Genomic DNA, 1,023 nt, shown 5'->3' with positions numbered 1-1,023 from the left:
ACCTTGCTCTACACCACTGGTTGTCCCTCTCATTTCCGTGACTATACCCTCACGGAAATCATCAATGGCAAGACCACCGCTAATATAAAAATCCGTATCGATATCAATGGTGGGAGCAGTGGCATCTATGGTCGTAGCCTCATCCATCGCTTTCGCTTGGTTGCCCGCCACATCATTCACGGAGGCAGATACGGTTAACGCCCCATCGGCTAACGTGGATAAGTTCGCCCCTTCGACTTGCCACATACCATCAACGACAACGGCATTGAGCGAGAGCATCACCCCTGAGCTGTCTTGAACCGTGACAGAAACCGTCTGACCATTTTCAACATCACTGACTTGCCCTGACAAAGTGACAGATTGGCGCTCTTCAATGTTTAAATAGCCGTCTCCGCCATCGTCAACGTCCACCGTCACACTTGCGAGCGTATCTTTGATGATGGTGTTTTCACTGGTTGCAGGGTTGCCCGCTATATCTATACTCTCAGCAACAACTGTCAGCGTACCTTCAGACAATCCAGAAAGGTCAACGTCGTCCAGAGACCAACTTCCACCAGTCACCACCGTTTCTAAGTTTATGACCGCTCCTAACGAGTCGGTTACCGTAACTTGGATACGCTGGCCATCTTCAATGTTTTCAATCGTCCCTTCGAGGCGAGTAGTCGCGATTTCGTACTGATTTAAATACTCATCCCCTCCACCATCAAAATTGACGTTCACCGTTGCAAGCGTATCTTTAATGGTCGTATCGACGGCGTTCAGGTTATTGCCATAAATGTCAGAAACCACAGAAGTCACCGTAAGCGGCCCTTCAGCAAGAGAAGACAGATCAACGCCTGATAGGGTATACGCCTCATTCTCTACGGTCGCTGTAACAGTAATGGAATTATTGAGGCTGTCGGTAATGGTGATAGTAACAAGCCACTCATCGCTTATCTTGAGTGCGTCACCTTGAATCGTGACACTAGGAACTTCAAACTGGTTTTCGTATCCATCGCCGCCATCAAGAATATCCACCGTTAA

Annotated in this window: 1 pseudogene; it reads right to left on the bottom strand. The window is 48.4% G+C overall.

Annotated features, from left to right (window positions below):
* A pseudogene (locus tag R7F07_RS25515) lies at positions 1 to 1,023 on the bottom strand (RTX toxin); the annotation flags it as partial.

The sequence above is a fragment of the Vibrio sp. YT-16 genome, from assembly GCF_033337405.1.
Lineage (GTDB): Bacteria > Pseudomonadota > Gammaproteobacteria > Enterobacterales > Vibrionaceae > Vibrio > Vibrio alginolyticus.
Note: the sequence above shows the minus strand (reverse complement) of the source record. Positions and strands in the feature narration are given on the sequence as shown.